We start from the raw sequence: 20,889 nt of genomic DNA, 5'->3' as shown, positions 1-20,889 counted from the left end.
ACATTCTTATGAAACCAATGGAAGGCATTAAAGTTGTGGAGCTATCCACTATGCTGGCAGGCCCGATGACGGCGAGAATTCTTGCTGAGTGGGGTGCCGATGTTATAAAAGTCGAATCGATGAATGGTGACGCATGGCGCAAACAGGCCGGCACCACGCTCTCCCCCTGCACAAAGGACGCAAACCCCAACTTCGATATGCAAAACCTCAACAAGCGCTTTGTCTCCTTGAATATGCGCACCCCCGAAGGCAGCGAAGCCATGATGAAGCTTTTGGCTACGGCGGACGTACTCGTCACCAATTACCGCGTTCAGGCACTAGAGCCGATGGGCCTCACCTACGAACAGCTCAAAGAGAAGTTCCCTCGCCTGATTCACGCCTCAGTGCTCGGCTACGGTGAAAAGGGTCCGGAGAAAGATCGTCCCGGTTACGACTACACCGTCTTCTTTTCCAGAACCGGCCTGATGGCTGACCTTGCCCCGGCTGGCGGCCCCCCGCTCGTACCCGTTGGCGGCATCGGCGACCACAGTGTGGCAGTTGCATTATCAGGCGGAATCGCTGCGGCGCTTTATAAAAGAAGCGTCACTGGTAAGGGCGACAAGGTCGACGTCTCGCTGCTTCAGGCAGGCACCTTCATCCTTTGCACCGGTCTTTTAAACGGCTTTAACGGTCGAAAACTTCCGCGTGACCGCTACGACTGCGGGCATGCCGGCAGCAATACCTATCAAGGCTCGGACGGCGAATGGTTCTATCTTGCTGTTATCGACTACCGGCGTTTCCCCGAGTTCTGCGAGGTTATCGGAATGCCCGAAATCGCAACCGATCCGCGGTTTTCTACATCGGAGGCCTATTATAAAAACAGAGAAGAACTCACCAAAATCTTCGATAAAAAATTTATGGAACAGCCGGTCTCTTACTGGCATGAACTGTTGGATAAGCACGACCTCCCCCACGAGATTTTGTACCATTTCAAGGACGTTCCCTACGATCCGCAGGTTCAGGCAAACCATTACACCTATTTCCACGAATATTCGGACGGAACTAAAACCGTATTTGCTAACGGGCCTGTTCATTTTGGCTCTATTGATCCGGCGGCCATCCCCTGCAACACCTCGGGCCCAATCGGCTGTGACAATAACGAAGTGTTAAAAGAGCTCGGCTATACCGACGACGATATTAAAGCCATGCGTGAAGCCGGCAACATCAAATAGTATAAACGAAAGGGGACGCCGTCCCATGTATACCTTTGGAATTGACATCGGTTCCACCTCGAGCAAGGCAGTAATTTTACGGGATGGAAACGAGCTCATCGCGCATGTGGTTGTTCCGCTCGGCACCGGCACCGTGGGGCCAAAAGAGGCACGCGAAAAGGTGTTTGAAATCTCCGGCCTGACCCCGCAGGATATCAGCTATACCATCGTCACCGGCTACGGACGCATGAACTGTGACTACGCCGACGATCAAATCAGCGAACTGAGCTGTCACGCCAAGGGGATTCATTATCTGCTGCCCACTGCCGATACCATTATCGATATCGGCGGTCAGGACGCCAAGGCCATCAAAATCAGCCCTCGGGGGCAAATGCTCGCATTTCAGATGAATGATAAATGCGCGGCAGGCACCGGTCGGTTTTTAGATGTCATGGCCAGAGTTTTAAATGTCGATATTAACGATCTCGGCCCGGTCTCCGAAAAGTCGACGCGTCCGGTCGCTATCAGCAACACCTGCACCGTCTTTGCCGAGTCCGAGGTCATCTCACAGCTTTCCTCAAACATTCCCATCGAGGATATCGCCGCCGGAATCCACAACTCAGTCGCCAAGCGCGTCGTGGGTATGGCGCTGCGGCTAGGCCGCAGCCAAAACGTCGCCATGAGCGGCGGCGTCGCACTCAATGTCGGTGTTGTACATGCGATGTCGCGGGAGCTGGGCTGCCCAGTTCTAGTACATCCGCTTTGCCAGTCGGCCGGTGCCATTGGCGCTGCTGTGCTGGCATGGGAAAAATACTTAAAGGGAGAAGGTAAAGTATCATGAGCGAAAACGCTACACTTAAAGAAAATACCGCTGCTACCGATACTGCTGCAGCACCCGCACCAAAGCCTAAACGCCCCAAGCCCAAGTCGATGATTATGCTGGGCGAACAAACAAACGCACTGTTTGAAAACGCCCGAATCGCCAAAGAAAACGGCGAAAAGGTCGGTTGGTCTGCCTCCATCTTCCCGCAGGAGATTGCGGAGACACTGGGGCTTAACATTCTCTACCCTGAAAACCACTCGGCCGGCATCGCCGCCCGCCATCAGGCCGACCCGTTTTTGCAAGAGTGCGAGGGCCCGCTGGGCTACTCCAATGACCTGTGCGCCTACGCCAAGGTCAATCTGGCCTACGCCTCGGTCTTAAACGGCGAAAGCAACGTCGAGCTGCCCGACGGCGGCAAGATGATCAAGCCCGATTTTCTGCTGCTGACCAATAACATCTGCAATCAGCTGACCAAGTGGTATGAAAATCTCGCCAAGCAGATGGATATTCCAGTTTTCTTTATTGATACCTGCTACAACGCTTACGACTATGTCACCGAAACCCGCGTGCGTTATGTCCGCGCGCAGATTGACAAGTTGATTGAAGATCTCTGCGCCTTTACCGGCAAGACTTGGGATGAAGAGCGCTTTAAAAAGATCATGGAAATCTCGCAACGTAACAGCTATCTCTGGGAGCGTGCGAACAACCTGTTGGACAGAAAGCCCTCTCCTTTGAGCGGTTTTGAGCTTTTCAACTACATGTCCGCCATGGTGTGCAATCGCGGCAAGGAATCCTCCACCGCCGTTTTGCAGCAGCTCAACGATGAGATTGAGCAACATATCAAAAACGGTACCTCAACCTTCCCAGTGGAAGAGCAGTTCCGCGTCTCGTGGGATGGTATCGCCTGCTGGCCCTATTTAGGCCACAACCTGCGTACGCTAAAAAAACACGGCATCAACATGGTGGCTTCCAGCTATGGTAAGGCGTGGGCCATCGAGTATGAAGATTTGGACGGCATGGCACGCGCCTACTGCTTCGCTTCAACCAACGGCGACAATGCGACAACGATGATCGCGCGCCGCATAGAAGCTCTGGAGAAATTCGGCTGCGAGGGTACCATTTATCACGTCAACCGCAGTTGCAAGGTTATGGACTGCCAGATGATGGAGGTCCAACGCCAGATTTCGGCCAGAACCGGTATCCCTTTCACCTCCTTTGACGGCGATCAGGCCGATTACCGCAACTATAGCGAGGCCCAGTTTGAAACACGCATTCAGGGTCTGGTGGAAGTCATGAGACAGAACAAGGAGGCGATATCCAATGGCTAATTTAAATAGCAATATCGCGCTGCTTAAAAGCGCGTGCGAAAACCCCCGTGCCCGGTTAGATTACTATCTTTCCCAGGGTAAAAAAGTAATTGGATGTTTCCCCGTCTACACACCCGAAGAGCTGGTTCACGCCTCCGGCATGATTCCGTTCGGCCTCTGGGGCGGTAAGACGGAGCTAAAGTTGGTCAAAAGCTACCTGCCCGCGTTTGCCTGCCCCATCATGCAGTCGACGCTGGAGCTTGGCCTGCGCGGTACTTATCAGGGTCTTTCGGCCGTCATCATCCCCGCTTTGTGTGACACCTTCCGCTGCATGACCCAGAACTGGCGTTTCGGTGTTTCCAGCATTCCGATGATTCCGATCGTCTACCCCCAGAACCGCAAATCCCCCGCCAGTGTTGATTACCTCATCAGCGAGTATGAGAATGTGCTCTCAATGCTCAGCACCATCACCGGTATGATGATGAACGAAAAAGCGCTGGGACAAAGCATCGTAATTTATAACGAACACAACGCTGTCATGCGCGAGTTTGCCCAGGTGGCAAACGATCACCTTGATGTGGTGACACCACACGTTCGCCACGCCGTCATGAAGAGCGCACTCTTCTATGAAAAGAGCGAGCATACCGCCATTGTGCGCGAGATTATCGAAGCGCTCAAAGCGCTGCCTGTTTACAAATTCAGTGGCAAAAAGGTTGTGCTCACCGGCATCACCTGTGAGCCGGACGCACTCTTAGATATCTTCACCGAAAATAACATCGCCATTGTCGCGGACGATTTGGCACAGGAGATGCGCCAGTTTCGTACCGATACGCCTTTAAAAGGTGGCGGCGGTCTCAAGCGCTTGGCGCTGCAATGGAATGCGCGCTATGGGTGCAGTCTCGCCCATGAGCTGGGCAAGCCGCGCGGCAAAATGCTGGCGGACATGTGCAAGGAAAACGACGCCACCGGCGTTGTCGCCTGCCTGATGAAGTTCTGTGACCCCGAAGAATACGATCTGCCCCATATCGTGGCTGACCTGCGCGACGCAGACCTGCCTTGTCTGACCATTGAAATCGACCAGCAAAACACCAGCTATGAGCAGATCAGAACACGCATACAGACCTTCTGTGAAATGATCTGATTCTTGGCTATATTCTACTCTTTTCCGCAACTCTGATGCCAATTTTACCCGTACTGGTTTTATCAGCCCGGGCCCAAAGTCACAAAACTACCCGCGTTTTAAAGGCGCGGGTAGTCTTGGCGACAAGTGGTTTTGTTTGACAGAGTGACGGCAAAAAGTTTGAAAAGCCGTCACAGCCACAAAGGGTAAATGTACCATCGGCTGCAATCAGCCAAACCGTCACACTCCGGTAACGCATCTCTGCTTTTATTTTGGGACGCGCTTTATTGTGTTGACCGCTCACAGGCGACAGCGCAATCGCCGGCTTGGGTCCATTGCCACTTTGTCTGGTTGTCATGACTCCCGCTTTAAACGAGCGATTTTATGTGGTAAAATGTTTACAAAATCATTTCAGCGGAAGGAGCGATCAAATGCAGGAGTTGACGCATTTTGATGATTTGTCCGAGCTTCTGCCTTTCACGGTGGTGTTGGACAATATTGATGCCGGCATAGCCGTATATGATGCGCAGGGAAATTTTATCTTTGTCAACACCGTGATGATCAACTGGAGAAACATCCCCCGCAAAGACTATCTTTTGATGAACGTCCATGATTTCACAAGTTTTATTGACGTCTGCGTTTTTGATCTTGTCTGCCAGAAAAAACGGCGAATCAGCCGGCTGCAATATTATCAAGATTTTCAGAAAATTGACGGGCCAACCCGGATGCGAATTGTAACCGGAACCCCGATTTTTGACGGCTTTGGTAACGTCAAATATGTTGTCACCATGCTGCAGGATATTGCAGATTTTGAAAATCTTTATCACACCCTGCTTAAACAGAATAAAATTCTCAATCGAGATTCTAATATCTCGCCAAAGGCTGAAAAAGTCAGTATTATCGCCAAAAGCGAGGAGATCAAGCAGCTTCTCTCGGTGGCTAACAGCATCGCGCCGCTTGATTCCACCGTGCTGCTTTACGGCGAGTCCGGCAGCGGCAAAGAGGTGATCGCCGATTTTATCCATGAGCACAGCAATCGTAGCGACAAGCCGCTGATCACCGTCAACTGTGCCGCTTTCCCAGAAAATCTGATCGAGGCCGAACTGTTTGGTTACGAGAAGGGCAGCTTCACCGGTGCAAATAAAGATGGTAAAATCGGTCTGGCTGAGGCGGCTGACGGCGGCACCCTTTTTCTTGACGAAGTCAATTCACTGCCCCTGAGCATACAGGGCAAGGTGCTGCGCATGATCGAAGAAAAAAGCATTCAGCGCATCGGTGCTATACGGCCCAAGAAGGTGGATTTTCGGCTTATCACCGCGACAAATCAGTCGTTGACCGATCTGGTGCATCAGGGGGCCTTCCGTGAAGACCTCTATTACCGGCTCCATGTAATTCCACTAACCATTCCGCCCTTGCGCAACCGCAAAGAGGATATTGTGCCGCTTTGTCTGCATTTTTTGCACTATTTCTGTCAGAAATATAATCTTAAAAAGAGTTTTTCTGAAGAGGTTTTGGCAGAAGTTCGCAGCTACCAGTGGCCGGGTAACGTGCGCGAAATTCGCAATTTCGTCGAGCGCATGGTGGTTATGACCCCTTCTTCTACAACTGAAATCAACAGCATTCCCGTCGGCATGCTGGGCGAAAAAGCCCCCGCCCATGAGCCCCCCAATCAGCGCGTTTTGCCAAAGTTGGGTTCCGGTAGGCTGAGCAAGGAAAAGGTTTTGGCCGCTTTGCTGGCCTGCAATAATCACCGCGGCAAGACGGCGGAATATCTTGGTATCTCCCGGCGGCAACTGCAATATAAAATCCGAGAATACCACATCCCCTCTCGCTGCCATTATGATAATGAAAATCCGACCTGAGTACTCTCGTTGTACGGCGGTACCACCGGCATATAGTTCAGAGCTCATAAAAAAGACGGTGAACGGACTTTATTCAGTCCGTTCACCGTCTTTTATACGCATCAATCTATTTTACCTTTTATCCACTCAAAAGCAGAAGCCTCCGCCCCCTTGATAGTGGGCGCAAAAACCATCAGCCCCTGTTTATCAAACCATTTACCAGCGTGCATTCCGATGTAATCACCCCGGTTTAAGGCTCCGGAACATTAGATGTAAAACATCATCGCTTGTTCCGGCTTGTGCTTCTCCGCCTCCTTAACAAGGTCCGCAATCACAATGCCACCTAACGTTTCTCTAATCGTCTTATCCAGTACACCAAACGCCGATAGCTGCAGGGCGGTCTCTATATCGGGTGCCTTTTCCTGCACCGTCTCTTGCGCCGACTCAAACAGGGCTTGCTCGACAGCCATCAGAACCTCCAGCACTGTTATCTGCCCCGGCGCCCGCGTCAGCTGATAACCACCCTGTGCGCCCTTAATTGACTGCACAAGCGCTTCCCGTTTAAGCAACGAGAACACCTGCTCTAAATATATTTTGGATATGCCCAGCGTTTCAGAAATGCTAAGCAGGGTGATATATTCGCCGTTATGATACCGTTGCGCCATATTGATAACCGCCGCCAACGCATAACGACCCTTTGCGGATATTCTCATCTGGTCACTCTTTTCATATATAATTGATATGGTTTAGATAATAAGTATAAAAATGCGCTTTGTCAAGATTATTTAAGCCCTGCCCCGGTTTTATGGACGTGCGACTCCCTGGTCAATTGCGCAATAAAAAAAGTGTTGACAATTTAAAAAACACTTGCTATATTATATTACATATTAAACATATATGAATTATGAGAAAAGATTTCAGGAGGTCCCACCATGTCTAATGTTTATAAGAATTTAACTGACCTGATCGGAAAAACTCCCCTGCTCGAGCTTTCAAACTATGAGAAGCAACACGCCCTGCGCGCCACAATCATCGGTAAGCTTGAATATTTCAATCCGGCCGGCAGCGTCAAGGACAGAATTGCCAAGGCCATGGTTGACGACGCCGAAGCTAAAGGCCTTTTAAAGTCCGGCTCGGTCATTATTGAGCCAACAAGCGGCAACACCGGCATCGGTCTGGCGTCAGTCGCAGCAGCGCGCGGCTATCGCATTATTCTCACCATGCCCGACACGATGAGTGTTGAACGCAGAAACCTGCTCAAGGCCTACGGTGCCGAGCTGGTGTTAACAGAAGGCGCAAAGGGCATGTCCGGTGCTATTGCCAAGGCTGAAGAACTGGCTAAAGAAACCCCCAGCGCTTTCATTCCCGGGCAGTTTGTCAACCCCGCAAACCCCGCAGTACACAAGGCAACAACCGGCCCCGAAATTTGGGTCGACACCGACGGCAAGATTGATTTTCTGGTCGCAGGTGTGGGTACGGGCGGCACCCTGAGCGGCACTGGCGCATTTTTAAAAGCTCAGAACCCTGACATTAAAGTGGTGGCGGTCGAGCCAAACGATTCCCCAGTGCTTTCCGAAGGCAAAGCGGGTCCCCATAAAATTCAAGGCATTGGTGCGGGATTTGTTCCCGCTGTATTGAACAGGTCTATTTATGACGAGATTATTCGTGTAAAAAATGAAGATGCATTTGCGACAGGTAAAGCGATTTCTAAAGCTGAAGGACTTCTCGTTGGCATTTCTTCGGGCGCGGCGGTCTGGGCGGCGACTGAGTTGGCAAAGCGCCCCGAGAACGCGGGTAAAGTCATTGTTGTCATTCTGCCCGATACTGGCGAGCGTTATTTATCAACGCCGTTATTTACCGAATAGACCGTTAAATTATCCATTAAACTGAGCAAAACACCCCAATGTTATGCCGTATGAGATCGGAATAACGATTGGGGTGTTGTTATATACTCTGTCAAATGGCAAGTGCACGGGTTTAGAGTATTTCTTACCGAAAAAGGCAATTATTACAGGCAAAGCGGGAAAGACTATGGAATATCACGATCTCTTATAAACAAAAGGAGCTATTATGACCTTTGAAGAGTTGTATCAAAAGCTGGCGCATGACAAAGCACAAAATAAGCCGGTCAATTTGTCGGGGCTGAACTATGATAAAACCCATATGGACTGTTTGCTGCACCCTGATAGCCACCCATTGGTTTGGAAAACTGGCGAATGCGCCTGCACTGATAAAAGCTGTGTTGCGGCTTGCCTTTTTGACGCGGTGGAAATAAAAAACGGGGCCATCTCTTTTGACCCCCAAAAATGTACCGGATGCCATGAATGTATTGACGCCTGTGAAGAGCACAACCTCGAACAAAGCCGGGATATTATCAAGGCGATCGAAATTCTAAAGCAATCTGATGAAAGCGTATATGCGCTGATGGCGCCAGCTTTTGTCGGGCAGTTCGGGGAAGCGGCTACCCCATCAAAAATTAGAACCGCATTAAAACAAATCGGCTTTGCAGGCATGGTGGAAGTGGCGACATTTGCCGACATCTTAACTTTGAAAGAAGCCTTGGAATTTAAAAAGAATAGCGAGAATAAAACGTTTCAATTGACGAGCTGCTGCTGCCCAATCTGGATTTCGCTTATTAAAAGAAACTATGCCGATATTGTTGAGCATCTTCCGCCCGCTGTTTCGCCCATGATTGCGGCGGGAAGAATCGTCAAGCAGCTCAATCCCGAATGCAAAACAATTTTCATTGGCCCCTGTCTTGCGAAAAAAGCAGAATCTAGAGAAAAAGGAATTGCCGGCGCCGTTGATTGCGTCTTAACTTTTCAAGAGCTAAAAGACATCTTTGAAGCATTCCAGGTCGATTTTTCAAAGTTGGAAGAAACGACCAAAGAACATTCTTCAGCATTGGGCAGGCTTTACGCCAGAACCGGCGGCGTGAGCGAGGCCGTTTCTCTTTCCGCTAAAAGATTACAGGTCGACAGGGAACTAAAGCCTGTTTATGCAAACGGTGTCAAAGAATGCAAAGAGCTGCTGACAGCCATTTTAAATAATGATATCAAGGGCAATTTTTACGAAGGCATGGGCTGCATTGGTGGATGTGTGGGCGGCCCCAAAAGAGTTCTCGACACAGACACAGGGACAGGGTTTGTTGACCAATATGCACTAGAAGCCCCATACAGCACGCCTTTGGACAACCCTTATGTCATCGAGATTATGAACCGGCTTCAATTTAAAACCGTAGATGAATTCCTGCAAAAAAGTGATATTTTAACCCGGGATTTCAACGATTAAAATCGTCTTGGCTCCCTGCGCTGCATCAAACGCGCGTAACTACCTGCTCCATTGGCAGGCTTTCGTAGTGTAGCTTTGAGGGTTTTGCATCTTCGGCTGGGTACCCCAACACCATCAGCCCCTCTACAGTCAGGCCTTGCAGCTGCGGAAATGCTTCCCGCAGGGCCTTCTCATCATACAGCCCTACAAACGTCGTCCCAAGGCCGAGATCTGCTGCCTGCAGCATCATATGATCCGCCGCAATCATAATATCTTGTTCGCCACAGTTTTTTCCATCCGTTGCCCGAACTGAGGCTTTTGCGGTGTCAAAGGCCAGAATCATCAAGACCGGTGCGCCAAAATGGCACTGCGTACACGCTCTCAGCCGGGCGACAGACTCCTCGCTTGTGGCGACAATAATGCGCTGAGACTGATAGTTTTTGGCGGTTGGCGCCAGCATGGCAGCTTGCAGCACCTTCTCCAAAAGCTCAGGTTCTACGGGCTTTTTTGCAAATTTGCGCACAGAATAGCGCCTTCGTGCCAGATCAGCAAAGCTTTCCATCATAATTACCTCGTTTTTATCCTAATTTATAAACATTATACCGGTCACCGTGCCCAGAATCAACCCAACCAAAGCTAACGCATTATCACCGTGGTGATAATGCGTTATTTGCTGCCTTTCGGGTTGCGCCGTTTGATATAAGGTTGTATAATGGCGGCAGTATCGGTTTTTTATGGCAGTATGTAGCAAGAAACAGCGACCGGCAGCGCAAAAGCTGCTTGCGAAAATGGAGAAATAAAAATGATTAGAAGCAGTGATATTTTAGACGGACCGGAATGGGCAAATGTCAGAGCGCTTTACAAATCATCCGGTTTCAGTGCAGATGAGTTAAAAAAGCCCATCGTCGCAGTGGTCAATTCTTACAATTCCATCTGCCCGGGGCATGTCATTTTAAACCAGCTGACGCAGCGGGTCAAGGAGGGGGTCTACGCGGCGGGCGGTACGCCGATTGAGTTTGGAACCATCGGTGCATGCGACGGAATAGCCATGGGGCACAAGGGTATGAAATATATTCTGCCCGCTCGAGAAATGATCGCCAACGACATTGAGGCGATGGTGGAAGCCCACCGCCTTGACGCACTCGTCATTCTTGGCTCCTGCGACAAAATTGTACCGGGAATGCTGCTCGGCGCACTTCGAGTGAACCTGCCCACCGTCTTTTTAAACGGCGGCCCCACCCTGCCCGGCAGAATGAAGGAGGGCAATCCCTACGGCGGCGAATACATCGACCATTCGATCATACAACAGTCGGAGGGCGCTCTAAAAGCCGGCATTATCGACCATGAAAAATTCGACTGGATTGAGGATAACGCTGTACCAACAATCGGCTCCTGCGCAATGCTCGGAACAGCGAATACAATGGGTTGCCTTGCTGAAGCCATGGGGATGTCGCTGCCCGGTAGCGCTGCCATTCCGGCGGTTTACAGCCGGCGGCTCAGCATCGCGTTCGAGAGCGGCGCCGCCGTCATGACGCTGTTGCAAAAGGGCATCTGCGCGCGCGACGTTATAACAAAAGCTTCAATCTGCAATGCCATCAAAGTGAATTCCGCTATCGGCGGCTCGACCAATATGGTGCTACATATTCTCGCACTGGCTTATGCGGCGGGTATCGACCTCGACATCTTTGAGCTTGGCTCGGTCGGCAAGGAGATACCGCATCTCGTGCCGATGATTCCGGCGGGTCAATATACCCTGCTCGATTTTTACGAGGCGGGTGGCATTCCTGCTATCATGCAGTCTCTGAGCGACCGGCTCGACTTGAGCTGCCTCACCTGCACGGCAAAGACGGTCTCAGAAAATCTTACCGCCTTTAAAAACTATAATCCCGACGTCATTCGGCGTTTTGATAACCCTGTACATACGCGCGGCGGCATTGCGATTTTGAGAGGCAATCTTGCACCGGACGGTGCTGTAACGAAGCCTTCGGCGATTCCGGACGACGCACTGACTTTTACTGGCCCCGCCAAAATATTTGAAAATGAACAGGATGCGCTTCACGGCATCCGCAATCATCAGGTACTAGCCGGTGAGGTGGTGGTCATTCGCAACGAGGGGCCCAAGGGCGGCCCGGGCATGCCGGAAATGTACAAGGCCATGAAGCTGCTGGTGGGGATGAAGCTGGGCAATAAGGTATGCGTCATCACCGACGGCCGCTTCTCGGGCTCGAACAACGGGTGCTTCGTCGGGCACATCTGTCCTGAGGCATATGACGGCGGCCCAATCGCTTACCTGCGTGACGGAGACATCATCCATGTTGATGTAAGCCGAGGAACCATCGACGCACCAGACGTGGACTTTGAGGCGCGCCGGCAAGAGGCAACCCGCCCCGCCCCTTTGCCAGTCGAGGGTTATCTCTACCACTATCGGCACAGCGTATCGACAGCCTCCAAAGGTGCAGTTATTCCCACGCGAGATTAGCGGGCGTTTTCATGCGCAATCTCCTGTACCAATATGGGAAAACTTATTTAAAAAGCGATTCTCACCCACGGGCGAGAATCGCTTTTTAAAACAAACACTTACTTTTAGCCTTGGTAAACGGAAAACGCCTGGTACCTTCCGTTGCTTGAACTCGCCATTAATCTGATGGAACTGTATGGTTGCTCAGATATTCGCGCTGGCTCTCGGTCATATTGCCTTTTTCATTCAGAATATTGGCGGCAGAATCCGGCAGAAAGCTTTCTTCGCTCGGCTCATATGGCAGCCCCAGATAATAGGCCGCGAACATTTTTACCGATGAAGTTCCGACTTCAAACTCGGAATCGCCATAAATACTCTCGAGATCTTTGCACTTAAAATCGGGCTTTTGGGTTGCGTCAATTCCAAAAGCAGCAAATAAGTCTTCTGACGGAATATCATAAAGCCGGCTGATTTCTGAAAAGGTGTAGGAACCTCGAATATCTGCGGGATTATATTGGTCGGAATATTGCTGCTCCTTAAATTTGGCGGGAATTTTGCTCGACTCGGTTTTCCAAAGCCCTAAGACGGATGTAACGGTAATTCCGAAAGCAAACACTGCAATGGTGACAATAACTGCAATCTGCGGCTTAATTTTCAATGTGAACACCTTCCTTTCCGAAAGCGATGCTAACGGTATCTTTGATCGGACAGGAAACCTCACTGGTACATTTGTGGCAGCTGATGCAATGCAGATCGCCAATAACCTCTTTGCTCGAAACCTCAATATTCATCGGGCAAACCCTGTCGCACTTTTTGCAGCCGACACAGGTGCTTTTATTGCGTTTAAGTTTAAAAACGCGAATGGGGTTAAACAGGCTCAAGAATGCACCGTATGGGCAAAGATATTTACACCAGGGCCGTTCTATAAAGAGCGACAGCACCATGATCAACCCGAGCATGATGTAAGCGGAAACAGCAACCTCGTCGGTAAAGAAATTGAACAGCGCATAATACGGGTCAATCGACTGAAAAACCAACTTGGCTGTACTCGCAGTATGATACACAACCATGATCAAAACCACATATCTGAGATATCTTAAAGTACTGTCTAATTTTTGGGGAACCGTCTGGTTGTACTTTTTCGGGAAAAGTTTTTTACCTAGTTTGCCAATCCACTCCTGAAAGGAGCCGAACGGACAAATATATCCACAGAATATCGTGCCAAACAAAACTGCCGTTATTACGCTGAGAATCATCAAAATGAATGACGAATTGTGTATTTTTTGGATAAATCCACCCGTCGTGATAAATTCATAAATAGTTGCTACACCGCCAAAAGGACAAATTGCGTGAAGCGATGCATTTGGCAACAGTGGAATTTTAATTCCCTTTTCCACCATCCATTTGCTTATGGCAATCAGAAATACAAGCACAAAGATAAAAACCTGTATGATAAGCCTGATTCTGGATGCTTTTTTCTTGCTGTTCACCATAGTTGAAGGCCCCCTTTCATTTGCCCTTATATTAATTACAAATTTAGGCAAAACTGTGTTTTTTTAAAGTTTAAAATCTGTATTTTTGCCTTTGAGTAGGCACCACACAGCCGCATAACATAAAGCGCCCCCTCGTTCTTAGGCCAATGTACTAAGAACGAAGGGACGCTTTATAAGGTAGAATCTTCAAACCAACTTAGTCGTCCAGTCCTCAACATTCCAGACGTCTGAGACAATATCGGAATAGAACTCGGGCTCGTGGCTAACGAGCAGCACAGTGCCTTTATAGCCGCGGATCGCCTCTTTCAGCGCTTCCTTGGCGTCAACATCCAGATGGTTGGTCGGCTCGTCAAGTACCAGCAGGTTCATGGGTCGCAGCATCAGCTTGCACAGCCGAACCTTGGCGTTCTCGCCGCCCGAAAGCACCCGCATCTGGGTGGTGATGTGGTCGGTGGTCAGACCACATTTGGCCAGTGCCGCACGCACCTCGCCGTTGGTCATACCGGGAAATTCGCTCCAAATCTCTTCTAACGCTGTGCGGTCACTTCGGCTTTCCTCCTGCTCAAAATAGCCCGTTTCAACAAATTGGTCATGTTCCACCGAGCCTTCAATGGGGGATATCAGCCCCAACAGCGTTTTGAGCAGCGTCGATTTGCCCAGACCATTGACACCGCGCACCGCAATCTTCTGGTTGCGCTCCAGCATGACATCCACAGGGCGGGTCAGCGGTTCATCGTAACCGAGCACCAGACCCTTTGCCACAATAACCTCCCTCCCCGGCGTGCGCGCGGGCGTAAACGAAAAGGTCGGATTTATCTTTTCTTTACCCAGCTCGATAAGATCCATCTTGTCGAGCTTTTTCTGGCGGCTCTTCGCCATATTAGCCGTAGCAACGCGGGCCTTGTTGCGTGCAACAAAATCCTCCAGTTGAGCAATTTCCTTCTGCTGCTTTTCATAGGCCTGCTCAAGTTGGCGCTTTCTGACCTCGTAGAGCGCCATAAACTGGTCATAGTTTCCGGTATAACGGGTCAGTATCGCATTTTCAACATGATAGATGACGTTGACCACATCATTTAAAAACGGGATGTCATGCGAGACGAGGACGAACGCATTCTCATAGTTTTGTAAAAAGCGCTTGAGCCATGCGATGTGGTTCTCATCCAGAAAGTTGGTCGGCTCGTCCAAAATAAGAATCATCGGGTTTTCCAGCAGCAACTTGGTAAGCAGAATTTTGGCGCGCTGCCCACCCGAAAGCTCTGAAACATCGCGATCAAGGCCAATTTCGCCAAGCCCCAAGCCGTTTGCGTACTCTTCAATCTTGGTGTCCAGTGTATAAAATCCGCTATGATCCAAAATCTCCTGAATATCACCAACTTCTACCATGAGGGCGTCCATCTCTTCGGCAGGGCAATCCCCCATTTTGTCATAGAGCGCCAACATCTCCGATTCAAGCGTGTACATATGCGCAAAAGCCCCGCGCAAAATATCTCGAATGGTCTTGCCTTTTTCAAGGCTGCTATACTGGTCTAGATAGCCGGTCGTGATATTATTACACCACGAAATTTCACCTTCGTCAGGCATGCGCTTGCCTGTAATGATATCGAGAAATGTGGTTTTGCCCTCGCCATTGGCGCCCACCAGACCGATGTGCTCCCCTTTGAGCAGGCGAAAAGAAGCGTCTTTTAGAATCTGTCGCGCGCCAAAGCCGTGACTGACATTGCTGACATTTAATATGCTCATATGGTCTCCTTAGATTTTAATGCCGCGACGGCAGCACAGTGTTTTTGTGTCAAAAGACAGCATACCGAGTTAGCGGCGAGCCGTTGGACATCATGACGGTATAAAGCTGAACGCGGCTATTATACCACGTCTTTTTTCCCTTTTCTACCCTTGTATCTCCCAGCATTTTGGACGATTTTCCGCAGCGAGACAGGTTATTATGACATTTAGCACACAAGTGGGCAATTTTATACTATAATAGGGTCATAACAATTACTATTAAACCCAGACGCGGCCTTCTGCCGCTCAATCATAAGGAGAAACCATGCTATTATCCGCCGAACACATCTCTAAAAATTATGCGACTAAGCAGCTTTTGCAGGATGCCTCGCTCTATCTAAACGAAAGGGACCGTATCGGTATTGTCGGTATCAACGGAACCGGCAAAAGCACCCTGTTAAAAATCATTGCGGGTATCGAGCAACCTGACGCGGGCATCGTCTCAATAAACCCGAACCTTAAAATCGCCTTTCTGTCTCAAAATCCGGCAATGGAAGACGACTTCACCGTTATTGAACAGGTAGCTGAAACGGTCGCACCGCAGTTTGGCGATATCAACGACTATGAGATGAAAGCCATGCTGGCGCGGCTGGGCATTACCGACTTTGACGCCAAGATTGGAACACTTTCGGGCGGGCAGCGCAAGCGTGTGGCACTAGCCGCCACGCTGTTATGTCCGGCTGAGATTCTTATTTTGGACGAGCCGACCAACCATTTGGACAGCGATATGGTCATCTGGCTGGAGCAGCGCTTGAGCCGCTTTACCGGCGGACTGATCATGATCACGCACGATCGCTATTTTCTTGAGCGAGTTGCAACCCGCATTGTTGAGCTGTCACACGGTACGCTTTATACCTACGAGGCCAACTATTCCAAGTTTCTTGAGTTAAAAGCGCAGCGCGCTGAAATGACACAGGCCAGCGAGCGTAAGCGTCAGTCTATTTTGCGCCGCGAATACCAGTGGATTATGCGCGGTGCCAGAGCACGCGGCACCAAGAGCCGCGACCGAATTGAGCGTTATGACGCGCTCATGGCTCAGTCGGCGCCCGTAAGCGATGATACGGTGCAGATGGCAACTGTTTCAAGCCGTCTGGGCAAGAAACTAATCGCACTGGAAGGGGTTTGCAAAAACTTTGACGGCCGCCCTGTAATTGATGATTTTTCTTACAGCATTCAAAAAAACGACCGCATCGGCATTGTGGGTAAAAACGGTGCGGGCAAATCGACACTGTTAAACCTAATCGCGGGGCATTTGACGCCTGACAACGGCACGGTGGAGACCGGCTCGACAGTGCGAATCGGCTATTTTACACAGGAAGGCCGTGAGATGAACCCGGACCAACGGGTGTTTGATTTTATCAGTGAGATCGCGGGCGAGGTTCGGACCGACGAGAGCACCTTTTCTGCCTCGCAAATGCTGGAACGGTTTCTATTTACAGCCGATCTGCAATACTCCACCATCGGTAAGCTCAGTGGCGGTGAGCGCAGGCGCCTCTATCTTTTGAGCATCCTCATCGCGGCACCAAATATTTTGCTGCTCGACGAGCCTACCAACGACTTGGACATTGAAACACTGGCAATTCTGGAGGATTATCTCGAATCCTTCCCCGGCGCGGTCATTGCAGTTTCACATGATCGCTATTTTCTCGACAAGGTAGCCGCCTCAATTTTCGAAGTGACCGGAGACGGCAAAGTGGCCTGTTATACTGGCAATTACAGCGACTACGCCGAAAAAAGGCCCTCTGAGCAGCCGCCAGAGGTTAAAAAAGACGCGTCCCCCGGTGAGGTCAAATCGCCCCCGAAAGAATCTGCCCCAAAACCGCGAAAATTGAAGTTTTCGTTTAAAGAGCAGCAGGAATTTAATACGATTGACGACGACATTGCCGCACTTGAAACCCAAATTGCGGCCTGTGCGCAAGACATTGCACAGGCTTCAAGCGATTATGTCCAGTTACAGGAGCTCACGGTACAGATGGACACGTTAAAGGATGAGCTAGAGCTAAAAACCGAACGTTGGGTCTATCTCAATGAGCTTGCCGAAAAAATCAACGCGCAGGCGCAGTAGGGTGCATCGTGTTTTACGACGCATCTCTGCCCTTCTCTTTGGGGATTGTGACAATGTAGAACAGCGGTTCTAAACGTTAGAATGTCGTTACAAACCAGACAACTTGAAACTTTATTCATATTCTGCTACAATTTAAAAAACTTTTCGTATTAAAAGGAATGATAACCGATGCACGACCCGTCAGAATCCACGTTGGTCAACCAGCCAAAAACCAACCGCGGGCAAGAAACATTGAACCGCATCTGTAGCGCCGCGGAGGAGATTTTTTTTGAAAAAGGCTATTATCAAACGGGTATCAATGATATAACCGGACTTGCGAATGTGAGTGCCGGCACCTTTTACATCTATTTTGAAAGCAAGCAAAATCTTTATGAATACCTTCTGCGGCAGTATAGCCACACGATCAGACTGCATATCAGTCAGGCGATTGCGGGCTGTAAAACAAGGCGCGAAGCCGAGCGCGAAGGCCTGCGCGCGTGGCTAAATTTTATCGCTGAACATAAATATGTGTTTAACATCACATGGGAATCGTTGTTTATCGACAAAAGGTTATTTGACGAATATTATTCAACCTTTGCCCGTTCGTATATCAAGCATCTGAACAACGCCAAACTGACCGGCGAAGTGAAGGATATCGACCCCGAGGTTTTAAGCTTCGCGCTGATGGGGCTGGCAAACTTCATTGGCATGCACTGGATCATGTTTAAAGAGGAGCGCGACATCGACTATATTGTGAATGAGGCGATGAAGATGCTTGATGGTATGTTCAATTAAACTGTATATAGTAAAATCCCGCCGAAATAACGGCGGGATTTTTTTGTTTATTACGGGGTCGGTTTGATAATTCCTGCTGCAAACAACGGCTCAAATGTATTCATAGCCCCGCCGTGTTCTATTATTTTCCCATCTTCTATTTTATCAATATCAACGCCTGTAAATGATAATTTTTTCCCTGTAGGCTTCATGCCTAGCCATTCGCCTTTGTGCGTTCCTTCCGCAATAAATTCGGATATAACATATCCGCTGTCGCAATACTGACGGATGATGGTCATCTTTAAATCTGGATGGGTTTTTCTGACATCTATAAGATGCTGCTTCATGCCGTCAATGCCAACAGGAACAAGGGTCTCCCCCACTCTTATAGCGCATTTTTCTGAGATATATTTTGGAAGCTCATCCAGCAGGTGATTAGAAACAATGTGTTCATAAAAATACTTGACTTTTTCTTTAACTTCCATAAAACCACTCCTTTTTCCCTTTTCCATTGGTTTCCATCGCATTGTTATATTTTAATACGGTCAAACACGCTTGTAAAGCATTGCTCCGCTCTTTCAATTCCATTATTAACACAGTAGGTTTTATTATTTTAGTCGTTTTTTACTACAAAATATGAATTGTTTGTTAATAATAACCGTTGACATTATACATATTTGTTGCTACAATTTAGAAAACATGAAACACGATTCAGGTTTTATGTTGTAACAGCATGTGCCTTTTGCCGGCCGGTACATGCCAATAAAGTGGGAGGCGTTAATATGAACATTTCTAAGCACAGAGATCTCATTGTCGGTTTAATTGCGGTTTTATGGTTCGTTTGCATCGTCACAGGTACATCGGGGCATTTCGTGATCGGAATGTGTGTAGGTGTGGGTCTTATGTTTCTGCACATGGTTTTAGGCGTTGCCAAAAATGGCATTGTTTCTAAAAAGTTTCTGTTCTATCCACTTTTGATCTGGGCCGCACTTTGGTTGGTCAGCTTTATCACTTCGGGGTACTACGCCACACTGTTCGGTAATGAAATGCCAACCTTCACCGTTTTCGGCTTCCACCCCTCCTTTGCTCCGACCATCTTTCTATATTGGATCGGTGGCATGCTGACGCTGAATCTCGGTTTATATCTCTGCCAAGATGAGTGGCTCTCTGAAAAGGACTGGGAAGATTTCATCAATAAGGTCGATAGTTTGAAGGGGGTAAAATAATATGCCACAAAACAACGTGATGTTGATTGTCATATTTTCAGGCCTAATGATCGCCGTTTCGTTCCTCATTGGTATTTGGGCCAAAAAAAAGGCCACCAGTTCACAGGCCTATTTTGGCGGAACAGCCATGTTTGGCCCCGTGACTGTCGGACTTTCGAGCATGGCGGGCATCGCCAGTGCTTTTGCACTCGTCGGCGTTCCGGGCATCATCTACACCACAGGCAACGCCATGACGTTCTGGATGCTTTCAGGCGCCGCCTTTGCCATGAGTTATATCATACTGGGCAAAAAAGTCCGCGCCATGGCAGAGATTGCCCCGATTTCGAGTCTGGGCGATATTTGCGACATCCGATTTAACAATAACCGCCTTATCAAGGCTCTTGTGTCTTTAATTATTTGCTTGGGCTGCATCGGTTATCTGGCTGCGCAAATCTCGGCAGGTAGCAAGCTGATCGCCCATCTGCTCGGGTGGCAGCCCATTGTCGCGGGCTTTGTCATCTTTGGTCTACTTACAGTATACACCGCTCTTTCAGGCGAGGTCGGCGGCCTTTTGACACAGGCATTCCAAGGTTTTATTATGGTAATAGCTGGCGTCGTAATGATCGTCGCTTTCTTCTCCATCACCGGCGGTTTTGGCAATGTGCTGTCCGCGGTGTCCGCGGTGCCAGAGGTTGTTGGTACCAACGGCGTAACCAAGACTCTGGGCGTCGGCCTGCTCAACGCCTGGGGTAAAATGCCCGGAGGCATCAGCCTGACTTGGATGCTCATCCCCATTCTCGGCTGCGTCGGCCAACCACAGGTTCTCACCCGTATGTATGCGGTCAAAGATCCGCGCGACCTACCCAAGGCGGGCATCGTGACGGCTATCACCCACACCATCGTTGGCTTCTTGGCCGTTGTGGTGGCCTATGGCGCACTTTATCTCGTCGCTATTGGCGAAATTCAGCCGCTGGAATCGGGCGACCAAGCTATTTATGCCTTCTCTGATTATGTCGGTGTCTGGGCGCAGCTGCTTGTTTACGCAGCAGTGCTTGCGGCGGCCATGTCCTCGGCCAGCATGTTCCTGACTTCGTCGTCGACGCTGCTTTCCAAGGATCTAACCTCCGCGGTCGGCATTAAAATTGATCCGGCCAAGCAGATGACTGTTTCAAGAATCTTTATGTTTGTGCTAGGTGGCATCGCCATTGTCGTCTCCATCTACTCCACCGAGATGGTGGCCTTACTGGGCACCTTTGGCTGGGGTACGCTGGTGTCGGGTACCTTCCCGGTCTTCGTAATGGGTCTTTTGTGGGATCGCTGCAACGAAAAGGGCGCTTTATATGGCGTTGCCGTTTCCTTCGTGCTCAATATCGCCCCGTTCTTCGGGTTTAAATATCCGAGTGCGCTGCCAGCTTATTTCATCACATCAGCAATTGCCATTGGCGTAACCGTCATCGTCTCGCTTGCCACCAAGAAACAGGAAATTTCCAAGCCCCTACAGGCGGTTTTGGATCTATAATTCACTCTCCTTAAAAAGCGGTTTGGGCATCGGGAAATATTCCGATGCCCAGAAACCGCGGAGACA

Annotated in this window: 19 protein-coding genes; 12 read left to right on the top strand and 7 right to left on the bottom strand. The window is 49.6% G+C overall.

What is annotated here, in order from left to right; translation table 11 throughout:
• Nucleotides 1–8: 8 nt before the first annotated feature.
• From RBH76_11070 to RBH76_11055, 4 genes are read left to right on the top strand one after another with little or no spacing between them, the layout of a single operon-like run.
• Nucleotides 9–1,211 carry a CaiB/BaiF CoA-transferase family protein gene (locus RBH76_11070; GenBank protein ID WMJ83263.1) on the top strand — a complete coding sequence of 401 codons (1,203 nt, stop codon included), beginning with the start codon at nt 9–11 and terminating at the stop codon, nt 1,209–1,211.
• Nucleotides 1,212–1,236: 25 nt separating this feature from the next.
• The gene (locus tag RBH76_11065) at nt 1,237–2,031 is read left to right on the top strand and encodes an acyl-CoA dehydratase activase (GenBank protein WMJ83262.1); all 795 of its coding nucleotides are present in this window, start codon (nt 1,237–1,239) and stop codon (nt 2,029–2,031) included.
• Nucleotides 2,028–3,341 carry a 2-hydroxyacyl-CoA dehydratase family protein gene (locus RBH76_11060; protein WMJ83261.1) on the top strand — a complete coding sequence of 438 codons (1,314 nt, stop codon included), beginning with the start codon at nt 2,028–2,030 and terminating at the stop codon, nt 3,339–3,341. Before RBH76_11065 ends, RBH76_11060 begins: the two co-directional genes overlap by 4 nt.
• A complete protein-coding gene (locus RBH76_11055; protein WMJ83260.1) occupies nt 3,334–4,461 on the top strand; it encodes a 2-hydroxyacyl-CoA dehydratase family protein in 1,128 nt (375 codons plus the stop codon). Before RBH76_11060 ends, RBH76_11055 begins: the two co-directional genes overlap by 8 nt.
• A 79-nt stretch (nt 4,462–4,540) precedes the next feature.
• On the opposite strand, the gene RBH76_11050 is transcribed toward RBH76_11055, so the two are convergent.
• Nucleotides 4,541–4,798, bottom strand: a complete 258-nt coding sequence (locus RBH76_11050) for a hypothetical protein (protein ID WMJ83259.1) — start codon at nt 4,796–4,798, stop codon at nt 4,541–4,543.
• A gap of 73 nt (nt 4,799–4,871) precedes the next feature.
• On the opposite strand from RBH76_11050, the gene RBH76_11045 reads away from it, so the two are divergent.
• Nucleotides 4,872–6,302, top strand: a complete 1,431-nt coding sequence (locus tag RBH76_11045; protein ID WMJ83258.1) for a sigma 54-interacting transcriptional regulator — start codon at nt 4,872–4,874, stop codon at nt 6,300–6,302.
• 245 nt (nt 6,303–6,547) lie between these two features.
• Here the strand turns inward: RBH76_11045 and RBH76_11040 are convergent, their stop codons facing one another.
• The gene (locus tag RBH76_11040; GenBank protein ID WMJ83257.1) at nt 6,548–6,994 is read right to left on the bottom strand and encodes an Rrf2 family transcriptional regulator; all 447 of its coding nucleotides are present in this window, start codon (nt 6,992–6,994) and stop codon (nt 6,548–6,550) included.
• Between the two features lie 219 nt (nt 6,995–7,213).
• On the opposite strand from RBH76_11040, the gene cysK reads away from it, so the two are divergent.
• A complete protein-coding gene (gene cysK / locus RBH76_11035; protein WMJ83256.1) occupies nt 7,214–8,146 on the top strand; it encodes a cysteine synthase A in 933 nt (310 codons plus the stop codon).
• Between the two features lie 205 nt (nt 8,147–8,351).
• Nucleotides 8,352–9,572 carry a [Fe-Fe] hydrogenase large subunit C-terminal domain-containing protein gene (locus RBH76_11030; GenBank protein ID WMJ83255.1) on the top strand — a complete coding sequence of 407 codons (1,221 nt, stop codon included), beginning with the start codon at nt 8,352–8,354 and terminating at the stop codon, nt 9,570–9,572.
• A 25-nt stretch (nt 9,573–9,597) separates the two neighbouring features.
• Here RBH76_11030 and RBH76_11025 read toward each other — a convergent pair whose 3' ends face one another.
• Nucleotides 9,598–10,116 carry a nitroreductase family protein gene (locus RBH76_11025; GenBank protein ID WMJ83254.1) on the bottom strand — a complete coding sequence of 173 codons (519 nt, stop codon included), beginning with the start codon at nt 10,114–10,116 and terminating at the stop codon, nt 9,598–9,600.
• Between the two features lie 237 nt (nt 10,117–10,353).
• Between RBH76_11025 and ilvD the strand changes: the two genes are divergently transcribed.
• The gene (ilvD, locus tag RBH76_11020; GenBank protein ID WMJ83253.1) at nt 10,354–12,030 is read left to right on the top strand and encodes a dihydroxy-acid dehydratase; all 1,677 of its coding nucleotides are present in this window, start codon (nt 10,354–10,356) and stop codon (nt 12,028–12,030) included.
• A 157-nt stretch (nt 12,031–12,187) separates the two neighbouring features.
• Here the strand turns inward: ilvD and RBH76_11015 are convergent, their stop codons facing one another.
• The 3 genes from RBH76_11015 to RBH76_11005 all read right to left on the bottom strand — a co-directional run bounded on the left by RBH76_11015 (nt 12,188) and on the right by RBH76_11005 (nt 15,242).
• Complete coding sequence (locus RBH76_11015; GenBank protein WMJ83252.1) at nt 12,188–12,667, bottom strand: hypothetical protein; 480 nt, start codon at nt 12,665–12,667, stop codon at nt 12,188–12,190.
• A complete protein-coding gene (locus RBH76_11010; GenBank protein ID WMJ83251.1) occupies nt 12,657–13,502 on the bottom strand; it encodes a 4Fe-4S binding protein in 846 nt (281 codons plus the stop codon). Before RBH76_11010 ends, RBH76_11015 begins: the two co-directional genes overlap by 11 nt.
• A gap of 186 nt (nt 13,503–13,688) precedes the next feature.
• Nucleotides 13,689–15,242, bottom strand: a complete 1,554-nt coding sequence (locus RBH76_11005) for an ABC-F family ATP-binding cassette domain-containing protein (protein ID WMJ83250.1) — start codon at nt 15,240–15,242, stop codon at nt 13,689–13,691.
• Between the two features lie 304 nt (nt 15,243–15,546).
• Between RBH76_11005 and RBH76_11000 the strand changes: the two genes are divergently transcribed.
• A complete protein-coding gene (locus RBH76_11000) occupies nt 15,547–17,346 on the top strand; it encodes an ABC-F family ATP-binding cassette domain-containing protein (protein WMJ83249.1) in 1,800 nt (599 codons plus the stop codon).
• Nucleotides 17,347–17,514: 168 nt separating this feature from the next.
• Complete coding sequence (locus tag RBH76_10995) at nt 17,515–18,120, top strand: TetR/AcrR family transcriptional regulator (GenBank protein WMJ83248.1); 606 nt, start codon at nt 17,515–17,517, stop codon at nt 18,118–18,120.
• A 50-nt stretch (nt 18,121–18,170) separates the two neighbouring features.
• On the opposite strand, the gene RBH76_10990 is transcribed toward RBH76_10995, so the two are convergent.
• A complete protein-coding gene (locus RBH76_10990) occupies nt 18,171–18,584 on the bottom strand; it encodes an ester cyclase (protein ID WMJ83247.1) in 414 nt (137 codons plus the stop codon).
• A 297-nt stretch (nt 18,585–18,881) separates the two neighbouring features.
• Between RBH76_10990 and RBH76_10985 the strand changes: the two genes are divergently transcribed.
• Together RBH76_10985 and RBH76_10980 are read left to right on the top strand one after the other, a co-directional pair.
• Nucleotides 18,882–19,325, top strand: coding sequence for a hypothetical protein (locus RBH76_10985; GenBank protein ID WMJ83246.1), 444 nt, complete (start codon nt 18,882–18,884; stop codon nt 19,323–19,325).
• Between the two features lies 1 nt (nt 19,326).
• Entirely contained in the window at nt 19,327–20,823 is a 1,497-nt protein-coding gene (locus tag RBH76_10980; GenBank protein WMJ83245.1) for a hypothetical protein, read from the top strand.
• Nucleotides 20,824–20,889 lie beyond the last annotated feature (66 nt).

Source organism: Oscillospiraceae bacterium MB24-C1, from assembly GCA_030913685.1.
Lineage (GTDB): Bacteria > Bacillota > Clostridia > Oscillospirales > Ruminococcaceae > Yanshouia.
Note: the sequence above shows the minus strand (reverse complement) of the source record. Positions and strands in the feature narration are given on the sequence as shown.

Bases quoted from the DNA above. Each gene is read 5' to 3' on its own strand.
- RBH76_11000 (WMJ83249.1), top strand. From the start codon at position 15,547: ATGCTATTATCCGCCGAACACATCTCTAAAAATTATGCGACTAAGCAG.
- RBH76_11010 (WMJ83251.1), bottom strand. From the start codon at position 13,502: ATGGTGAACAGCAAGAAAAAAGCATCCAGAATCAGGCTTATCATACAG.
- RBH76_11065 (WMJ83262.1), top strand. From the start codon at position 1,237: ATGTATACCTTTGGAATTGACATCGGTTCCACCTCGAGCAAGGCAGTA.
- RBH76_10995 (WMJ83248.1), top strand. From the start codon at position 17,515: ATGCACGACCCGTCAGAATCCACGTTGGTCAACCAGCCAAAAACCAAC.
- RBH76_11050 (WMJ83259.1), bottom strand. From the start codon at position 4,798: ATGACAACCAGACAAAGTGGCAATGGACCCAAGCCGGCGATTGCGCTG.
- RBH76_11060 (WMJ83261.1), top strand. From the start codon at position 2,028: ATGAGCGAAAACGCTACACTTAAAGAAAATACCGCTGCTACCGATACT.
- ilvD (WMJ83253.1), top strand. From the start codon at position 10,354: ATGATTAGAAGCAGTGATATTTTAGACGGACCGGAATGGGCAAATGTC.
- RBH76_11055 (WMJ83260.1), top strand. From the start codon at position 3,334: ATGGCTAATTTAAATAGCAATATCGCGCTGCTTAAAAGCGCGTGCGAA.
- RBH76_10985 (WMJ83246.1), top strand. From the start codon at position 18,882: ATGAACATTTCTAAGCACAGAGATCTCATTGTCGGTTTAATTGCGGTT.
- RBH76_11070 (WMJ83263.1), top strand. From the start codon at position 9: ATGAAACCAATGGAAGGCATTAAAGTTGTGGAGCTATCCACTATGCTG.
- cysK (WMJ83256.1), top strand. From the start codon at position 7,214: ATGTCTAATGTTTATAAGAATTTAACTGACCTGATCGGAAAAACTCCC.
- RBH76_11025 (WMJ83254.1), bottom strand. From the start codon at position 10,116: ATGATGGAAAGCTTTGCTGATCTGGCACGAAGGCGCTATTCTGTGCGC.
- RBH76_10980 (WMJ83245.1), top strand. From the start codon at position 19,327: ATGCCACAAAACAACGTGATGTTGATTGTCATATTTTCAGGCCTAATG.
- RBH76_11030 (WMJ83255.1), top strand. From the start codon at position 8,352: ATGACCTTTGAAGAGTTGTATCAAAAGCTGGCGCATGACAAAGCACAA.
- RBH76_11005 (WMJ83250.1), bottom strand. From the start codon at position 15,242: ATGAGCATATTAAATGTCAGCAATGTCAGTCACGGCTTTGGCGCGCGA.
- RBH76_11045 (WMJ83258.1), top strand. From the start codon at position 4,872: ATGCAGGAGTTGACGCATTTTGATGATTTGTCCGAGCTTCTGCCTTTC.
- RBH76_11040 (WMJ83257.1), bottom strand. From the start codon at position 6,994: ATGAGAATATCCGCAAAGGGTCGTTATGCGTTGGCGGCGGTTATCAAT.
- RBH76_10990 (WMJ83247.1), bottom strand. From the start codon at position 18,584: ATGGAAGTTAAAGAAAAAGTCAAGTATTTTTATGAACACATTGTTTCT.